The organism is Nitrosospira sp. Nsp2, from assembly GCF_003050965.1.
Classification (GTDB): Bacteria; Pseudomonadota; Gammaproteobacteria; order Burkholderiales; family Nitrosomonadaceae; genus Nitrosospira.
This window is the reverse complement of the sequence record NZ_QAOU01000001.1, coordinates 799,559-817,536: the sequence shown is the minus strand read 5'-3', so window position 1 is coordinate 817,536 and position 17,978 is coordinate 799,559. Positions and strand designations below refer to the sequence as shown.

The window sequence follows — 17,978 nt, the reverse complement described above, 5'->3', positions numbered from 1 at the left end:
TAATCCGTGATGCTGCGGGACGTTGCGCCCATCTACGGTCTATACGCTGCTCACGTACTGGCCGGGCATGAGAGACCTCACGGATGAAAGATGAAAAAATATCTGAAAAAAACCGCTGGCGCGATTTCCGCTCCTGGCTTTTTCATTGCGATCGAACACCGCCACGCGCTTCTGTTCAAGGCGGAACAACGCAAACTCGCCTACATGGTAATACCACGCCGTTTTATGCGGTTGAACGACTTCTCGCTCATCAGATGCACTCCTGCCTAGAGGGAGACCGGATCATGCGAGGACGGTTTGTAACAGTTGTTTGCGGGTTTCTGCTGGTCGGTTGTGGTTCGCTGCCAGTACCCCGCAATACTCAGGACACGAGCCCTGCCGTGCGCGTCGAAGGGACGCGCGGCGCGCTTTCCGCCCGGCAAAGCGAGCTTGTGCTGGCCCGTAAAAACGGGAGCGCAGAAACAGACATTTTTACCAAACACCTTGCACAGGTAGAGGAAATCTCCGAAAGCCCTCTCACGACTGGTAACAAGGTGACGTTGCTGCTTGACGGACCCGCTACTTACAAATCCATGTATGCAGCAATACGAGACGCCAAAAGCAACATCAACATGGAAACCTATAGCATCGAGAATGACGAAGTCGGGCAGCGCTTCGCCGACGCCCTGTTGGAGAAGCAAAAGAAAGGGGTGCAAGTGAACCTCGTTTATGACAGCGTCGGTTCTGCAAGTACGCCTGAAGAATTCTTCAGGTCTCTCATCGATGCCGGGGGGAACGTGCTGGAGTTCAATCCCCTCAATCCTCTGCTGATACGCAAGAAGTGGGAGATGGGACGCGATCACCGCAAGCTACTCGTAGTGGACGGCCAGGTCGCGTTCGTAGGGGGGGTAAATATCAGCAGCGTGTATTCCAGCGGCTCGTTCAGATCGAAGCCACCTGAGAAAGGGGCCAAGCCCTGGCGCGATACACATATGCGTATCGAGGGCCCTGTCGTCCGGGAGTTTCAGAAACTGTTCGCGGCCACCTGGCTCAAGCAGAACGGAAAATCTCTCGATTGGGCCTCCTATTTCCCGCGGATCGATAAGAAAGGCACCGAAATAGTCAGGGTTATCGGCAGCTCCCCTGATCAGCCGCATAACCCGATTTACGTGACGCTCCTATCGGCGATCGATAGCGCGAAAACCTATGCGTATGTGACAAACGCATACTTTGTGCCTGACGCGCGTTTACTGGCCGCCTTGCGAAACGCGGCGCGGCGCAATGTCGACGTGCGACTGCTGCTCCCGGACGAGACCGACTCCAATCTTGTTTTTTATGCCTCGCATTCGTACTACGACGAATTATTAAGCGCCGGAGTAAAAATTTATGAACGCAAGGATGCCATGTTGCATGCCAAGACAGCGCTTATCGACGGTGTCTGGTCCACCATAGGCTCGAGTAATCTCGATTGGCTCAGCTTCGCGCATAACCAGGAGATCAACGCCATCGTTGTAAGTCAAGAGTTCGGCGAGCAGATGAAAGCCATGTATGACAACGACATGGAGGCTTCCCATCTTGTCACGCTGGAACACTGGCGGCAGCGCTCCATTGTCACGCGCTTGAAAGAATTCGGCGCGCGCCTGCTCGCCCGCTGGATTTGATCGATTGGTTGGCTCTGAAAGCTCAGCACCGAAACAAGCAAGTGGCGCAGCCGGAAATATTCTCATTTTAATCGGGATTTCATGAATTCGACCGAGCTTCAGCATAAAGCTTTCCTGCTCCTGTTAGTTGCCGTGTCCGTGGCATTCGGCACCATACTGCTACCGTTTTACGGTGCCGTGTTCTGGGCGTGCGTGCTGGCCATCATGTTTACGCCGTTTTACCGGCGTCTGCTGGTCCTGATACCCAAACGGGAGAACCTCGCTGCGTTTGCAACGCTACTGCTCTGCCTCGTCATTGTGATCCTCCCCGCGACATTCATTACAACGTCGCTCCTGCATGAGGGCCACGCGTTTTATCAGAAAATCAGCTCCGGGGAGCTGAAATTTGGCACATATTTCCATCAGGCGATCAGCATGCTACCCCCATGGATCGTCAATCTCCTCGATGGCGCCGGATTGGCAAAATTTTCAGAAGCAAAAGATACGTTATCAAACGGCGCCGCCCAGGAAACTCAGCTCATCGCCGTGGAAGGGCTAAAGATCGGACAAAATACATTCGAGTTCATCGTAAGCTTTGGCGTCATGCTCTATCTGCTGTTCTTCCTGTTGCGAGATGGAAACATCGTATTTGAGAAAATAAGACTTGCTATCCCGCTACACCCGGAACACAAGCGGCACCTGTTCAGCAAGTTCACTACTGTTGTCCGTGCCACCGTAAAGGGCAACATTGCCGTGGCTGCATTGCAGGGCGCCCTGGGAGGCGTGATATTCGCGTTTCTAGGAATTCCGGGGGCCGTGTTGTGGGGGACGGTAATGGCTTTTCTTTCCCTGTTGCCGGCAATTGGGGCGGGGTTAGTCTGGGGACCCGTCGCAATCTACTTCCTTCTTACCGGAGCGATCTTCGAAGGAACAGTTCTTATCGTCTTTGGAATATTCGTTATAGGCTTGGTGGATAATATCCTGCGGCCCATACTCGTCGGCGCTGACACTCAAATTCCCGATTACATGGTTCTTATCTCCACCCTTGGAGGAATGGTTCTTTTCGGGCTAACCGGGTTTGTCATCGGCCCCGTGATCGCCGCTTTGTTTATGGCAGCCTGGGATCTTTTTTCTTCAAGCCGGCAAGCGCAATAACCATTCGGTCGTCCTCTTGCCGCCGCCCTAACCGCTCATCCCGTGGATCAGGCCGACCCGGATGATTGCAATAATGACGTTTCAGCACGATGAATTATTGTGAACAGTTCCGGCGCTGAGATCTGTTCGTGGCGAAGGCCAATTCTGAATCAGGCCGTTGCGGACTCTCCGGGCGCGGTCTTTCGATTCCATACCCTTGCGCGTAGTCAACGCCAATTCCTCGCAACGCCTCAAGAATTGCGTCGTTCTCCACAAACTCCGCAATCGTCTCGATTTTCATCACGTGCCCTATATTATTGATGGCCTCGACCATAGCGCGGTCAATCGGGTCAGTGACCATGTCCTTAACGAACCCGCCATCAATTTTTAGGTAGTCCACCGGCAAATGCTTGAGGTAGGTAAAGGAGGACATTCCGCTGCCGAAGTCATCCAGGGAAAGGCGGCAGCCGAGATCCTTCAATTTTCCGATCAGCATGTTCGCCTGGATCAGGTTCGCGATTGCCGAGGTTTCTGTAATTTCGAAGCAGATTCCAGCGGGTGGAACCTTATGCAGATCAAATTGCTCGACCAGGAACTCATATAAACTCTCGTCGCAAATCGACGTACCTGAAAGATTAATTGAGCATGTGCCAAGCGGGCTGCCGGGCGGGTGGCGGTCCGCGTATTGCGCAAACGCGGTAACGATCACCCATCGGTCGAGCTGGGGCATCAGCCCATAGCGCTCCGCAGCAGGGATGAAAGCCATCGGCGGCACCAGCATCCCGTCCTCGCCTTTCATGCGCAGGAGCACTTCATAGTGATCGCCACCCTCGGGATGATCGGAGAGCCGCAGTATTTTTTGCGTGTAGAGCACAAACCGATCCTCCTCCAGCGCTTTCTGGATGCGCCCTACCCATCCCATCTCGCCACGGCGTTTGGCCAGGCCCTTGTCTTCGGAGGTATAGACTTGAACCCGGTTGCGCCCGTTGTCCTTGGCAAGGAAACAGACGGCGTCAGCCATGCGCATAACATCGGAAAGGGTTTCCTCTCCGTCGCTGAACGTCACCAGCCCGATGCTGGCACCCAGTGGAAAGATCTTGCCGTCCCAGACGAAGCGAAATTCATGCACTGTCTGCCTCAACAGATCGGCTATCCGAAGGGCGGGTGCCGTCGGGCAGCTTTCGAGCAGCACGCCAAACTCGTCGCCGCCCAGACGCGCCAGCGTATCGCTACTGCGCAGCTTGGCCTGGAGCACGCCCGTCAATTGTTTCAACAGTTCGTCGCCGGCGGTATGGCCGCAGGTGTCATTGACCACCTTGAACTGATCGAGATCGAGATAAAGCAATGTATGCTCCTTCCCGTCCTGCTTGCCCGTCTGCAATGCGTGCTCAAGGCGCCGCTCGAATTCATGCCGGTTAATAAGGCCGGTCAGCGCATCATGGGTGGCCTGATACGTCATCTCCAGCGCCATTTTCTGCGCGTGGGTGACATCGTGGAACACGAGCACCGCGCCCATGATTTCGCCATGCTGGTCACGTATCGGCGCTGCCGAGTCTTCAATCGGAAAAGTTTTGCCGCCTCGCTGTATCAGCAGCGTATGGGGCGTGAGGCTGACGTTTTCCTTTTCGCGAAGCACTTTCTCGATCGGGTTGGGAACGGGTTCATTTGTAAGCGCATTGACTATCTGAAATACCTCGGGCAGCGGGAGGCCATACGCTTCTTGGGAAATCCAGCCTGTCATGGCTTCCGCAACGGGGTTGAGATAGGTCACCTTTCCCGCCACATCAGTCGTAATGACGGCATCCCCGATGCAGCTTAGCGTGACCCGCAGGCGTTCCTTCTCTTCAAAAAGCGCCTTTTCCGCAATCTCGCGCTCAGAAAGATCGCGCCGGAGTTGAGTGTGTATTTCCTTGATACGGTTTCTCTCCGAGATATCCCGGATGGCACCGGATATCAGCGTGCCCTCTTCGGTTTGAATCGGACTGAGACTGATTTCAACAGGAAACTCGCTCCCGTCTTTTCGCAAACCATACAGTTCCAGCCCGGCCCCCATAGGCCGCGGGCGCGGGGCAGCGGCAAAGCTGCTCCGCATACGGGGATGATGCATTCTGAAACGTGCAGGTATGAGCATCTCGATCTTGTTGCCAAGAAGTTGCTCGCGTGGATAACCAAAAAGCTTTTCGGTCTGCGAATTGACCAATACGATTTCGCCCTGATCATTGACGATCACGATCGCATCCGGCGCCGACTCCAGCAGATCGCGGAATTTCTGTTCCGCTTTTTTCCGCTCGCTGGTGTCACGGATCGCGCTCATGCTGAACATCCCTTCGTCTGTCTGAATGGGACTCAGGCTGATCTCGAGTGGAAACTCGACGCCATCCTTTCGGAGGCCATACAAGTCCAGTCCGGCGCCCATTGTTCGGGTGTGGGACTGGGCGAAGTAATTGGCTCGATGACCAACGTGAAGGCTGCGATAGCGGTGCGGTAGCAGCGCCTCCACCGGTTGGCCAATTAGTTCGCCCGTTCGATATCCGAACAGCTTGTCCGCCTGGGTGTTGACCAGCACAATGCGGCCTGTCGAGTTCACGATGACAATCCCGTCAGGCGTCGAATCCAGCAAGTTGCCAAATTTGGTACCGATCAACTTGGCGTCGCGCAACGCTTTAAGATGAGTTATGTCCTTGCAGCTGAACAGTACAAGATCATTTGGTTGCTGTTCAATCGACAGGACTTTGCTCGATATGTCCGCATGGATGAGCCCCCCGTCTTTTCTCCGGCATAATGCTTCCTGGACGTAGACCTCCTTCCGCCTAATATCCTTGAGATTGTTTTCAATCTTCCACGTCTGCTGATTCGGCGTCCCGATCAACTCGTCAAGTGGACGCTGCAGCACCTCGGCCTCCGTATAGCCGAACACCGATTCAGCACCCTTGTTCCAGTAAATGACAACTCCATCAATTGTGGTGATGACAATTCCGTCGGGCATTTCATCAAGGACGAGCTTGCCGATTTTTCTTAACATTACCTCGCTCCCAACAAAAATCTTTAGTTGAATTCAGGCATATCGAGCAATCGCGTGATGATGCGCGACCAATGCATGACCAGCCATGGCGTGGTAATTGCCCCGACTTCAACCAATCCCATTGCCAGCGACGATACCTTCAGTGAGCCAGACAAAGAGCGAAGCAGCGGCGGCCCATTGCACGCACATGCCCGGTGCGCAGCCATATCCGCGGTTATACGGACGATGAATTGCCTTGCCGATGACGTCTCCAGGTTTATGGGTCGCGCCCGCAAAGTATGTTGCAGGTATGCAGCAAGTGCCATCGCGAATCATCGCGCAGCGAGACGATTTCTGCGCGAGCGCGACCGCCCATGACGAGTTTCACCTATTAATCTACGGCAGAATCGGGGCGTGATGAAGCAACAATATGAAATACCTGTAAGATTCGACAGGTAGAGAGGAGAGCGTTGGAAGCGTGCCGCTGTAGCCAAATGATCAGCGACTCGTCGAAATCAGTAAAACGATAATTGGGGAAGGGACCGAACTGTTGAGGTTGGTCTCACTTCAGTGGTCAAGTGAGTCCCATTTCTTTAGTTCATTGAACCATCAGCTAGAAATTTGCAGCTTGACCCTGTCTGCCCAGGTAAACCGCCTTCATGCCTGACGGACCCGTATTGGCCCGGAAATCCATCGTGCGACGACGCATCTTGAATCCCAGCAATCCAAGACCCGCCAGCAGCAGCATGAAAGCTTCCGGTTCGGGTACAGGGGTCAGCAATATGGCGTGTTGGAACCCGTGCTGCCATGCATCCGCTACTATGGCTCCGTTATTGTTAATATCGGAAGCATTGACAATTTCCCATCCCGTTCTCCCGGAAGCAGGATCGAGGGCATCGTTAAGATCTATTAGTGCGCCATGGTCCCACAATGTCGCATGTTGCACGGTTGCGCGCGGATTATCGTCCAGTATGCTATAGCCAACGATTTGCCCCGCATCATTGATAGCGTTAGCAACACTTTCGCTGTCGGAGCCCGAGATTGGAGTCAGCGCACCAAGATCGGTAATGGTGGACCCGGACCAAAGGGTGGCATGCCGTATTCCGTTGGCTACCACGCTATCCCCGACAATCTCTCCAGTATTGCTGATGTCATTGGCTGAATTGAAGTTCTCATACAACGTACCCAAATCCGTGACGGTATTCCCGTGCCATAGGACGGCACGCGTTAGAAGGGAATCAAGGTCAGTGATGGATCCGACAATTTCTCCGGCGTCATTGATCGCGCTGGCGTTACTATAAATTCTGCTACCGGGAAAAACAGGCAGATCTGTAACGGTATTGTCAGTCCAAAGCACAGCATGTGTAGACCCGGCATCAGCAGGTCTATTTATCACAACCTGCCCCAGGTTATTGATATCGGAAGCGTAGCCGCCCAGTTTGTTCGAGGGTTCAAGGTCAATACCCGCACTGCCATTCCAGAGCGTGGCGCGGTTAACGCCGGCAGAAGTTACACTAAAACCAACAATTACTCCCGCATCGTTAATGGCCTCGGCGTAACTATAATTTCCGCCGAATGTCCCGAGATCGGTTACCTTGCCGGCCTCCCATAGCATTGCGTGTACGGTCGCAGTCGCAACAAGGCTGTCTCCAACGACTTGTCCTGAGTTATTAAGGGAACTGGGAGAATCATAAAATGCCCCCGGCGGGCTCTTGAGTACAGTGACAGCATAAGTGCTGGCCTGAGTCTGATTTACGCCACCCAATAAAATGGTTGCGGCAACTAACCCAAGACAGGGTAATTTTGTCTTCATTCGACTCTCCTTAAGATTGAAGAACCTCATCGGATTTTACTTACGGAAATGGGGCACGGCCCTAAAGAAATCTTGAAGCGCCAGGCGGTGGCAGGAAGCTGCTCGACGAATTGAAAACCAAGACGTTAAAGATGAACGAAAATGAATACAGCAGAAGAGCGCGAAAAATTCGAAAAGTGAGCAAAGGACCAGAAATGCAATGCAATCTATAGGCCTGACCGAGAAACGTACCTGGATGACAAAATCAACGTTGCCCGCCCCGTCGCGCTGAGGGAACACAAACATGAACTTCCAATATCGAGGGCGTGTTACACAGGCCGGGTGCAGACCTCTTTTTCTCCTACGCTAAATGGTATTGTTGACGCATTCAGTCTGGCACAATTTAAAATTAAGAAATTATTTGAAACCCTGACGATCCAACGTTGATAAGCCGTCATTTGGCCTATCCAGATCCAGTTGTTTTTTTACTATATTTCCTGCCATGCTTTATCTGATATTGATCTGTTTCGTCATTCTCCTGATTGTCGGACCTTCCTATTGGGTCAAACATACCATGGAAAAGTATAGCGAACCGGCGAATCGCTATTCGTTTACCGGCGCCCAACTCGCCCGCGACCTGCTGGACCAGGCCAATTTGCAACATATCGGCGTGGAGGTAACGGAATCAGGCGACCATTATGATCCCCTGGCAAAAAAAGTCCGTCTCACGCCGGATAAGTTCAACGGTCGCTCCTTGACCGCCGTAGCAGTCGCGGCGCATGAAGTAGGGCATGCGATCCAGGACCATGATAATTACGCCCCCCTTGCCTTGCGTACCAGACTGGTCCAATGGGTTGCGCCCGTGGAGAAGCTGGGCGCGGGTATCCTGATGCTGGCTCCTGTGATTATGACGTTATCACGGTCTCCGGCGGCAGGATTGCTGTTCGTTGCCGGCGGCCTTCTGACCCTGGGAAGCACCGCGCTTGTGCACGCACTCACCTTGCCGATGGAGTTGAATGCCAGTTTTGCCCGCGCCTTGCCGAATTTGGAGCGAGGGCATTATCTGATAGATGGGGACCTACCGCACGCCCGGCGCCTGCTCAGCGCCGCGGCGTGGACTTACGTTGCCGCTTCCCTGATGACACTCCTCAACATGGCGCGTTGGCTGGCGATTTTGCGCCGATGAGTGAAGTTGAGCTGTGCAAAATATTAACGCCGGAATGAACGATCCATTCGGGTTGCAGACTCGTTTATTATCGACACGGACCTTATCCCGCCATTTCGTACAACCGGCGTGAGGCTCCTCCACACCTCTTGAGAGGCAAGCATTTTGATTCGAACCGTAGCACCGCCTGGAGTGATGAGGACCGAGCCTCGGCGGGGAGGCTCGGGTTTTTCATGAGAAGCCGATTGAAATATGTCGCGGTCTTCAGCTGGGAGTGGGAGTGCGGCGCCTGATCAGAAGCGCTAATACCCCAAGACCAGCCAGCATCATCGCATATTCCGAGGGCTCCGGAACGGGGGTTAGAACGCCAAACAGACCGTTAGCCTCTGAGTCGGGCCCTGCAGTGAAGTACAGCAGATGGCTGCTTCCTGCCGATCCATCATTTCCTGGCGAAATGGCCCATAATCCGTCGACCGCAAGCGGGCTATTGTTAGCACCAGTTACTTGCCCAAGAAATGCGTGGGTGGTGGCGTCATAAACATTGATGTGGCCGTCGCCGAAATTACCCACCAGCAAGTCACCCGCCATGTTACCGAACGAGGATGGCGCAATCGCCATGCCCCATGGCGCATCCAGTGCCCCCCCGGAAGCCACTCGACCGATAAAGTCGCCACTCAGGCTGAATTTATCGACAAAGCCAGTTCCCGGCCCGGAGACCTCATCCGACTTGTCCGCGTCCTGTTTAGCATAAGCAACGTAGAGCGAGCCGTCGAGATTCTGAATGTTGAAGGGCGCATATCCCGCAGGGAGAGTGGGATCGCTAAACGAGCCCGGTAGGGACGGAGCTCCGTTAACGCCCTTATGGACATCGATCGTGCCCGCCCTGAAGTTCGCCGCGTACATATAATCATTACCCCCGACGCTGCCCAGGGCAACACCCTTGTAAACGTTGGCCGAGGACGCCGGGGCGATAGCTTCAGCCGTGCTGCCCAGCGCTGGCCGCCAGCCGGAAACCGTGCCGTCTTCGCTCACGAAGAGAAACTGATTACCATTGAATGATGCCGCATTGCTGTTGAAGACCTGGCCTGTCACACTGCCATTGCCGGGAATCGTTACCTTCAGTGGCTGTTGGGTGGGAACCTGGGTCACCGGGTCCACGCTATATATCACCGATTTTCCAGAACCGTTTCCGGAGATCCAGAATGGGTTAGATGGACCAAACGACATACCCCATGCGTTTTTAATATCGGGATCCCCAATTGGCGCTGGGTGCGCCACCAGATCACTGCTAACCAGGTTGGTTTGATTGAAAGGAACAGCCCAGGCATGGATGGAGGTAGATAACACCACGCCTGCAGTGAGTGAATACAAACAGTATCGGACTTTTCGCATGACAGCTTTCCTCAGATAAGTTGAGCATCTTCGATTACACCGTGACCACGCTATGCCGCTTCTAAATCCATTTCTGTTCGGCGCCGCTATTCTGTCCCCCCGTTTCCGTTTCTGAGCCTCTTCTATTTCTTGTAACAAAATCATCAACATGGAAGAGGTTGAGTCGGGTGTCACTATTCCTGGCACGACGTGTGTCTCATTCAACATAGCTAATAAGCTGGATTTTTCAAATCTATCTTTTAATAATTTATTAATTTTCACGGAATGGGATCAAGAAGCAGAAGGCGCTGAAATAACGGGATCAATACTTCCAGGAAACTTTTCATAGAGCGTATAGGGGCTGATTTTGGGGGATGCGGAATGAAAAACCGCTCTCGCAGAACACACAGAATCGATGGGGAGCCAGTACTCCGGTTGGACTCACCCCGTCCGTGCTCTGCTCGCTCGACATTAATCTTTACATAGCTTATATTAATCGATATCGATTAATGATTGCTTCGTAATGATCAGCTGCCGCCTTTCCACGATCCTGGGAGCCAAGCGCCTCAAAGTCTCCGACGTGTGTCGGGCGACGGGTATCGCACGTGCCACCATTGATCGCTATTACTACGACAAGGTGAACAGTTTTGACCGCCAAGTACTGTCCAAGCTGTGCGATTTTCTTCAAGTCAAACCTGGCGATTTGCTGGTAGTCGTGAAGCAAGGCAAGCTATTCGACGCGGATGCGGACTTTCAGTAATGCCCCGCGGTCGCACCTGGCCGTACCATCGCCAAACTATTTTCTGTATACGTATGCCGCGAAAGAAACGTTGGTTGGACGATAATAAAAATGAGAAAAAAATGACCGAGCGAGAACTTAAACTTCTGCTGAATGCCGGCGCGCTCAAGCGTATCCAGGTGAGCTATGCTGTCATGACAAACGGCTACATGATCGTAGCCGACGGATATCCGTTGGAAACTTCCCGACGCGAGACTCGCCAATTCAAAACCCTCGATACCGCGGCCAGGTTCCTTTTCAAGATCGGGATCGCGGATTTCGCGGTTAAACTAAAAACTGGCTGAAGCTCGGCGAGCCCTCGCCTCGCGCCCAGCACGAGCACGGCACTGCCGGCCTTGATCCACATGTCAGCCGGCTTTTGAGTTTTCGGCGAATTGCTGTATGCGGTGAATTTTACGAGGAATAAGGGGCTGGCAACTTAATGATTTCCGCCGTTCGCGCAATTATCGCCAGCGCGACAACGCAACAACGTGAAAGTGAAAGCACGTTAGCCTTCGCTGTAAAATCGTACGGGCTCAGCCTTCAGCATTTATAGTGGTTTAGCAGCGACCACGACAAAGTCGCTCTTCAATGCCTCGGATTCGATCAGCCCATCCTCGATGTCAAACAGCATCTGGAGTAGGCGCATGGAGTGCGGGTCTTCCTGTCTGAAATTTCCTGCTATGCCATGCAGAAGAAACTGCAATAGCGAGCCCCCGCAGGGATTGATCGTCTTAATGTCGAAGTAATCGTTCACGACATTCAATATGTCTTGCGAACGCACTGCTTCCGAAGGATCGGTGCGCACGACTTCGATTGGGTCAGGCAACGGTACCACGTGCTGAATCTGGCCAAACGAACCACGGGCAAACGACACGCGATAGCGCTCCGGGATCAGGGCAAAAGCGTGCGTGATCGCGGCGACCTGCGGCGGCCCGAACCCGAAGTGATTAGCGCCGACATATTCATTGAAAAACAGCCAGCCGGTCGGCTTTAGCGAACGGCGTACCCGTTCGCACACCACTTCCAGTTCGCGAATGTGGTGCAGTGATCCATTGAACCACACGGCATCGTATCGCCCTGCGGGCAGGTCTGTTTTTTCGACGTCTTCAACGCGGTAATCAATGGATCGTGCACCTATCGCGACGGCTTCCCTTATCGCGGTTTCGATCGCCGCTGGTGCAATATCAATCCCATCGCAGTGATGAAAGGCGTTGAGCCGGAACAGATCCCTTTCAAGCGCGCCGCTACCGCAACCAATACTCAACATATTGAATACCGCGCCATCGCTATTTAGAAAGGTGCCGACACAGTATTCCACCCATGTAGGGTAATCACTTCCGCGGCAGGCCCGTTGGCAAAAGCGTTTCTGGATCTCCGGTACCGCCAGCCAGTACACTTGCGGCGAGAACGCATCCGAGCCCGCCATATTCTCCGACCAATGGTTCGCGGTAATTTCCTTCGGGTCTTCGTAAGCCGAAGTGGCGTGCCCGCCCAAACGGTTGAATAATTTCTTGAGCATCAATGGCTCCCGCGTTGCAGGTGCGGCTTCCATGCGCCCCATTTGCTTTCGAAATAGGCCTGGTTTCTGTCCCACAATTCCTGATATTTGCCGCTGGCAATAAGCTTCTTGAATGACGCTTGGCCATAGTGATGAACGAACGCATCTTCGGCGCACACGGTTCTGTACCCCAGATTGTGGGCGCGGCGGCTATAGTCGTCGTCCTCGAACATCCCGACACCAAATTTTTCATCGAGAAAACCGATTTTTTCAAATACTTCGCGACGCATCGCTATGCAAAACATGGCCAACATGGATATATCGAAGACATGACCGCGATGTTGCGCCGTATAGCGATCCGAAAAATCCTCCATCTGATCCAGGCTTGAATACTCAACCTCAATTTTCGCTTCGTTGCCGACCGAATTCGTAACCGGGCCGACCAGCCCGACATGCGGCAAATCGAGATGACGCAGCATGGGCTCGACCCATCCCTTCGGCACTACGGTATCGTTATTGAGCAATACCAGGTAATCTCCCTGGGCCATACGCAACCCCTGGTTATTTGCAGCCGCGAATCCGCTGTTTTCGTCATTGAGAACGACCTTTACCGCAGGTTTGCTGCGAGCCAGATAGCGCAAATAGTTGCGCGTGTCATCAACTGACGCATTGTCGATGATGATCACTTCGTAGTTTGGATAAGTTGTATTCCGGAAAACACTCTCGACACATCGCTGCGTAAGCTCGAGATTGTTGTAGGTGACGATGATAATCGAAACCCCTGGATATACATCGGTTATGGCGCGGAGCGTGTCGTCGAACCGGTTCTTCCAGTCATTTGCGCGGGCAAGCTCTACACGGCTTGTTACGAGCTCAAGCGCTCGCTCATCTAATCCCAGTTCAATTTTTTCGATGAATTCTTCGGGACTATTGGCAAAATAGACGAATTCTTCATAGACCTTCATTTCTTCCAGCGGCACCGACACGACCGGTTTTCCTGCACTCATAAATTCGTAAAACTTGACCGGATCAACCGCGTGGGTAACGTTGTAAACACGGAACGGAATCAGGCAAACGTCGAAACGATAAAGGTAATGCGGCATCTCGGCATAGGGCTTTCTTCCGATCAAGTGCACGTTGGGCATGGATTCAAGCCCCGCGAGATCGGATACAAAAATGTCTCCGACGAGCACGAAATTCCAGTCGCGTCGCCTCATTGCTACATCGGCGAGCAGTTGATAGTCCACCCATTCTGCCAGCGCGCCATAAAATCCGATGATCGGTCGCTTGATTTCCGGCAGCAGATTATTTGGAACGCAGTGGCGCGTGAAGAATGAAAAGTCCACGCCGTTTCTGATTAGCGAACAAATCGGGTTATGCGCAGACCACTTCTTGTTCAACACGGAGGCAGTGACGGTTATCAGATCGGCCTCCGCTACAAGCACCTCCTCCTGCCGTAATAATGCTGTTCCGATATGCGGGAAATCCACCCAGTCATCCATGCAGTCATATTGGATGCGCCATCCCAAATCCATTCTGAGCCGCAAGACAAGAGGTGTCCAATATGATAGATGAATGACGGAGATTGCGGTCTTGATACGAAAGGCCTCAGACATCTTTTCCAGAGATAGCAAGCAGGCGTCGACGTTCTCGTCGCTCATGCCTTCGGTATAAAAATCCTGTACCGCATGCCTCGACAGCGCAACCTCAAATATCCCTGGCAAAACCTGGTTGACGCTATAAGCCTGCCTACCCGATGAAACACGGGAGGGGACGACGTAAAAAACCCGATAGCCGTGTTCCGCGAACTGACGCATCATTTGTTGCGGCCGCTGGAATCGCGCCGACCATTCGATGTTGGCGAAGCAGATAACGTCGAATTTGTTATTCACGGCGGCAGCAGGTTTACGACTACGCAGGGGACGCAGAGCAGGCAGGTCAGCGAAAGATCGAACCCGCCCGCCCTTTGCAGGTGCGGTGGGATCACTTTTAACATTTGCGGCGATGCGCTGCTTCCGGTTGCGATCTTTCCACCATCGCATGATGCGGCTTCGATCTTCCGACGTTAGGCCCCATCGCATCAGGCGCATGAGAAAACGCAAAGGACTCGTGATTCGCCATGACCGGGTATTTTTCAGGAAATCAAGGTGCGCCAGGGCCGCATCTCGCTCAATTACCGCCGGCTCGCACTCGGCTAATCGAGAATCCCGATCAGTCACCGGCGCTCCCGTAACTGTGTAATTGGGGAACTTCGTCGGGCGGCCACATCGAACTTATAGAACTCGTGGGATAGAACGTAACCGTCATGCTGCGCCGTGACTGCTTACAACCATCCCTGACGCGCGTTACTTCGTGCCAGGAATGTTCCGATCGTATGAAAGCTGCCGAGTTTCCGACAATCGGCAGGACGTGTGCCGCGACATTTGCGGCGTCGGATGAATTCAGGATGGCCAGGCAGCCTCCATCTGCGAGATTCCATTCGTCATTGAAATAAAATACATGCGTGGCGATTTTCTCAGGAAGATCACGGTGCGGTCCGAGATGAGCTCCTGGCCCGTAGTGAAAGACATTGACCTCCATCTGCCGGGTATTGAGATCAAGTCCAGTCAGTGAGGACATAGCTTCGCGGTAACTATCAGAGAGCAAATCGTGTGCAAGCTCCAGCCATGCTCCGCTTAGCTGCTCTGGATTCGCGACCGAGTTCGAGCCCATCCCGATCAATGCACGCGCCTCATAAAAATAACTTTTCTCACCGCCGTAAGCCGCGATTGTCTTGAAGTTATCACAGGGAAAGGACGATGCCAGCGCGGTTGCGTTCGCCGGGGAATAGAGATTTCCTATCTCGGTCCAGGCAAAAGGTTGAACATTTAGCTCTTTTCTTGAGATTTCAGTGAAATTAATCATCCAATTCCCTTGTTTTATAAGTGCTTAACCTGCGAACGATATGCCGCAGCGGCGCCGTGATTCTGAATGAACGCGAACTGTATAACGCCGTGATCTGGGAGTGAGCGAGAAACAGGTCACGCTTGAGTTGATCAACTTGACGCTGATCCGGGACAGACGCGACAGGCTGTACTGTGCCAGCTTCGAGTAAATTGGGAAGATCCTGCAAAAATCGTCCCAGCATTGGTTGAGTGTGAACTTTCCCCTCTCTGATAATGTTTGCAATGAGATCCCAATGTTCATCGAGTTGCGCCAAAGCCTTTAGAGCAGCTGACGAGGGACGGCTTTTTCCAAGCCGTGACAAAAACCACTGCGGTTCATCCTCATTTTCCCGGGGAAGGGGGAAGATGGTTTCAAACTCCAACAGGGCCGTGTATTTGCCCTCCGAAAGGTTAGCCGAACTGAAGACCGGCACTCCGCACGCAAGCGCTGTGATCGCCAGATGGTAGCTGTGACCAACCACGGCTTCCGCGTGACTGATTAACTCTGCAAGTAGAAGTGGCGGTGGCCATGACGGCAGCCGCACAGCATTCGGAAACCCGCTCTCTATCACGGCCTCGTGATCCCCCAGTACTGGCCCGACAGGGAGGAGCAGGACGCGTAAGCCTTCAAATATTTGCGGATGTTTTTGTACGAAGCGAATGAAGGGGGCAATGCAATGGATTGCCTGGACAATAATGTAGGGCCCCGTCAATCCCGAAAGCTCCCTCAGAATTTTAAGTTCTGCTGACGACTGGGGGTTGACCATTCGGGAAATTCCGAACGCGGTATCGGGCACCACCCCTATCTGCGGGTCATTGCAAAAATACGTCAGCGCCTCTTGCGAGGGTTTGTCACGCACCCGGATGTGGCGGCTGTTTTGAAGGACCAGCCTCATTAATGGTTCTGCCCATTTGGGGATAATGTTGCAATGCATGCCCGGTGCATTCCAGATCAGTGGAATGCCGTGCTGCAAGGCAATCAGGGCCGGGGTTAGCCAATACCCGGTGGGGTGATGTATTTCGGGAGTTGGCGGACCATAGGCGGGGGCAACGTCTTTGTCAAACCGGATAATAAATCCGCCACCGATGAGGACACCGTCCAGGCGCATCGCGAGGTTGGGCAATTGCGCCACCGATGTAACGGTATAGGGCCACTCCGGCGTAGATTTAGCGTGATAGGAAAATCGGTGAAGCTTCACCGCGCCCAGCCGCTTCGTCAATTCTGCCTCGGCAACGATAGGAAAGAGCAAATCTCCGTAGTTCTGGACGTCGAAGGTCCCGCATATAGCGATTTCCCACACGTGTTCTTTCATATGAACCCCTCTTCCAGGTTTTATACGATTGGGATATCTGGTGAAGGGTTATCATCATCCAGCTTCCTTACTTAATTGGCTTTTCTTACGCCTCAATTACAACGGCTGTCCCTGTCGCACATCTTCGGCGAAACGTCGCCGTTAATCTGGCCGGGAAAAGACCCCGATGGGCATGGCGTTAACAGGTAACCTGTCCGGCAATCGCTGAGTGGAAGTTCGTAGGAGGATTACATCACGTGATCAGGGATGTGAATACTGTAAAACCTTACAGGGAAGAGTGCGTGACGAGCGGAGGATTTTTCGGCACTCGCGACAGGGCACGCCGTCTACTTTGATTCAATTGGAAAGATTCAATTTGATGCTGGAGCATGCGGAAGGGCAACGGGTGGTCCTGGCGACACGAACTTGCTGTTCGCCTGCGCGTTATCAGTGATATGTCGGCTAATGGAGGGGTAGCCATTGGACTGAAGTCCAGTAGTAGCTCCGATTAACGCTTGATATTATTGACGGGTTATTAGATACGCTTGAACTGATCGCGAACGAGCCCGGAGCAGCATTGGATTGCATTATTTGAAGATCGACCTTCCATCGTGACTCACTTGTTACAGAGCCCAACGCAAAACAAGATTCTCGGGGCTTTACCCGATGAAGAATACAGGCGTTTACTACCATTTCTTGAATTGGTCCACCTGCCCCTGGGTTACGTCATCCACGAACGAAGCACCCGGATAACGCAGCTTTATTTTCCTACAACTTTCATCGCTGCGCGAGTCTACGAGCTTAGGTCGGGTATCAGCAGACTCGTTTCCATGACCGGCAATGAAGGAGTGACCGATATGTTTTTACTGTTCGGCTGGGATGGCACCCCGGCCACCGTGCTGGTACAAAGCGCGGGCTATGGGTACCGTATTAAAGCAAATGCCTTGAAAAGGGAATTTGAGTCGGGAGGCGCTCTACAGCAGTTGTTGTTACGTTTCAGTCGAACTTTGCTTCTTCAAACGGAGCAGAGCGCGTTAGAAGTCTACCTGACGATTGAGCAAAGACTATGCTGCTTTTTCCTGATGATTCTGGACCGTTTACCAACCGACTCCATGACGATGACTCATGAGTTCGTAAGCAAGATGCTCGGCGTGCGGCGTGAGAGTGTGAGCATGGCGGCCCATATGCTACAGGTGGAGGGTGCAATACAATACCGACGGGGACATATCACGGTAGTGAATCGAAAGCTGATGGAAGACCGAGTACACGAGGGCTACTTAATGCTTAGGGAGGAATATAACAACCTGCTGCCGGCCGACGCTTGTAACCATTAAATCTCGGGGATCGAAGCAGGATCCGACAAGAGGCGGCATCAATGTATGTAAGGCTACCCCCTTGCCT

15 protein-coding genes are annotated in these 17,978 nt (G+C 53.1%); 7 read left to right on the top strand and 8 right to left on the bottom strand.

Going from position 1 to position 17,978, the window contains the following annotated elements; translation table 11 throughout:
- Positions 1-90: 90 nt before the first annotated feature.
- The 3 genes from C8R31_RS03685 (at position 91) to C8R31_RS03675 (ending at position 2,774) form a co-directional block, all read left to right on the top strand.
- The gene (locus C8R31_RS03685; protein WP_107692676.1) at positions 91-270 is read left to right on the top strand and encodes a hypothetical protein; all 180 of its coding nucleotides are present in this window, start codon (positions 91-93) and stop codon (positions 268-270) included.
- Positions 271-284: 14 nt separating this feature from the next.
- Entirely contained in the window at positions 285-1,640 is a 1,356-nt protein-coding gene (gene cls, locus C8R31_RS03680; protein ID WP_181320390.1) for a cardiolipin synthase, read from the top strand.
- An 81-nt stretch (positions 1,641-1,721) separates the two neighbouring features.
- On the top strand, positions 1,722-2,774 hold the full coding sequence (locus C8R31_RS03675; RefSeq protein WP_107692674.1) for an AI-2E family transporter: 1,053 nt from the start codon (positions 1,722-1,724) through the stop codon (positions 2,772-2,774).
- A gap of 94 nt (positions 2,775-2,868) precedes the next feature.
- Here C8R31_RS03675 and C8R31_RS03670 read toward each other — a convergent pair whose 3' ends face one another.
- The 3 genes from C8R31_RS03670 to C8R31_RS03660 form a co-directional block, all read right to left on the bottom strand.
- Positions 2,869-5,775 (bottom strand): PAS domain S-box protein, encoded by a 2,907-nt coding sequence (locus C8R31_RS03670; protein WP_107692673.1) that lies wholly within the window; start codon positions 5,773-5,775, stop codon positions 2,869-2,871.
- 23 nt (positions 5,776-5,798) lie between these two features.
- Entirely contained in the window at positions 5,799-6,080 is a 282-nt protein-coding gene (locus C8R31_RS03665) for a hypothetical protein (protein WP_107692672.1), read from the bottom strand.
- Positions 6,081-6,367: 287 nt separating this feature from the next.
- A complete protein-coding gene (locus C8R31_RS03660; RefSeq protein ID WP_181320388.1) occupies positions 6,368-7,567 on the bottom strand; it encodes a PEP-CTERM sorting domain-containing protein in 1,200 nt (399 codons plus the stop codon).
- Between the two features lie 481 nt (positions 7,568-8,048).
- Here C8R31_RS03660 and C8R31_RS03655 point away from each other — a divergent pair, with 481 nt between their 5' ends.
- Positions 8,049-8,732 (top strand): zinc metallopeptidase, encoded by a 684-nt coding sequence (locus C8R31_RS03655; RefSeq protein WP_107692670.1) that lies wholly within the window; start codon positions 8,049-8,051, stop codon positions 8,730-8,732.
- 243 nt (positions 8,733-8,975) lie between these two features.
- Here C8R31_RS03655 and C8R31_RS03650 read toward each other — a convergent pair whose 3' ends face one another.
- Positions 8,976-10,103, bottom strand: coding sequence for a TIGR03118 family protein (locus C8R31_RS03650; protein ID WP_107692669.1), 1,128 nt, complete (start codon positions 10,101-10,103; stop codon positions 8,976-8,978).
- Between the two features lie 502 nt (positions 10,104-10,605).
- Between C8R31_RS03650 and C8R31_RS03645 the strand changes: the two genes are divergently transcribed.
- A complete protein-coding gene (locus C8R31_RS03645; RefSeq protein ID WP_107692668.1) occupies positions 10,606-10,842 on the top strand; it encodes a helix-turn-helix transcriptional regulator in 237 nt (78 codons plus the stop codon).
- A gap of 101 nt (positions 10,843-10,943) precedes the next feature.
- Positions 10,944-11,165 (top strand): plasmid replication protein RepB, encoded by a 222-nt coding sequence (locus tag C8R31_RS03640; protein ID WP_146164542.1) that lies wholly within the window; start codon positions 10,944-10,946, stop codon positions 11,163-11,165.
- 245 nt (positions 11,166-11,410) lie between these two features.
- Here the strand turns inward: C8R31_RS03640 and C8R31_RS03635 are convergent, their stop codons facing one another.
- From C8R31_RS03635 to C8R31_RS03620, 4 genes are read right to left on the bottom strand one after another with little or no spacing between them, the layout of a single operon-like run.
- On the bottom strand, positions 11,411-12,382 hold the full coding sequence (locus tag C8R31_RS03635; RefSeq protein ID WP_107692666.1) for a bifunctional 2-polyprenyl-6-hydroxyphenol methylase/3-demethylubiquinol 3-O-methyltransferase UbiG: 972 nt from the start codon (positions 12,380-12,382) through the stop codon (positions 11,411-11,413).
- Positions 12,382-14,580, bottom strand: a complete 2,199-nt coding sequence (locus tag C8R31_RS03630; RefSeq protein WP_181320386.1) for a glycosyltransferase — start codon at positions 14,578-14,580, stop codon at positions 12,382-12,384. Before C8R31_RS03630 ends, C8R31_RS03635 begins: the two co-directional genes overlap by 1 nt.
- Positions 14,573-15,265, bottom strand: coding sequence for a 2OG-Fe(II) oxygenase (locus tag C8R31_RS03625; RefSeq protein ID WP_107692665.1), 693 nt, complete (start codon positions 15,263-15,265; stop codon positions 14,573-14,575). Before C8R31_RS03625 ends, C8R31_RS03630 begins: the two co-directional genes overlap by 8 nt.
- Complete coding sequence (locus C8R31_RS03620; protein WP_107692664.1) at positions 15,258-16,598, bottom strand: polysaccharide pyruvyl transferase family protein; 1,341 nt, start codon at positions 16,596-16,598, stop codon at positions 15,258-15,260. Before C8R31_RS03620 ends, C8R31_RS03625 begins: the two co-directional genes overlap by 8 nt.
- A gap of 809 nt (positions 16,599-17,407) precedes the next feature.
- On the opposite strand from C8R31_RS03620, the gene C8R31_RS03615 reads away from it, so the two are divergent.
- On the top strand, positions 17,408-17,911 hold the full coding sequence (locus tag C8R31_RS03615) for a Crp/Fnr family transcriptional regulator (RefSeq protein ID WP_258192519.1): 504 nt from the start codon (positions 17,408-17,410) through the stop codon (positions 17,909-17,911).
- Positions 17,912-17,978: the final 67 nt, after the last annotated feature.